General features: G+C 35.4%; 1 protein-coding gene. It reads right to left on the reverse strand.

The window, feature by feature from the left end; genetic code table 11:
- Positions 1-6: 6 nt before the first annotated feature.
- Positions 7-522 carry a hypothetical protein gene (locus CEF19_RS00550; protein ID WP_100404277.1) on the reverse strand — a complete coding sequence of 172 codons (516 nt, stop codon included), beginning with the start codon at positions 520-522 and terminating at the stop codon, positions 7-9.
- Between the last annotated feature and the right edge of the window lie 60 nt (positions 523-582).

Below are 582 nucleotides of genomic sequence, written 5' to 3' on the forward strand. Positions count from 1 at the left end.
GAAACTTTATTCTAATCCCTTGAAAAAACCTTCGAATTCCATTGTTTGCTGTTGACGAAAACCAAAATTTTTGTATTCGATAATGAGATGACTTATGTTATTTTCATAGTTTGCATCGTGTAGTTCCACCCGAAAAACGAGCATGAAGTTGTCTTCTACTTTATAGTTTTCTACTGGTAAGTATTCGTTGATATACCCTTCTTCAATTGCGAAATCTTCGTCTATCACTCCCGTTACACCCATTTCATCAATCATCGAAGTGACCGTTAATTGTAAATCTTCTTCATTTAGCTCCGTTCCATCGTGTTTTATTAATGTTACGTTGGTTAAAGTCGGTTTTCCAAAACCACCCCAATGCAGACCGTAGCCCATATAAAACGGAAGCCTTTCTTCCACAATTGGGGCATCTTTAGCAATATAAGAGGTAGAACCGATAACAAATTCTCCTTTTGAAAAAACATAGTTAAATATAATAACGCTTAATACTAGCGTAGCTCCCAGTATAATAAACCACTTTTTCATTCAAGCACCTCCTTTATAAAAGTTAACACATAATCCCGAAGCTATCTTTAATTATCCTGC

The sequence above is a fragment of the Bacillus solitudinis genome, from assembly GCF_002797395.1.
Classification (GTDB): domain Bacteria; phylum Bacillota; class Bacilli; order Bacillales; family Bacillaceae_D; genus Halalkalibacter_A; species Halalkalibacter_A solitudinis.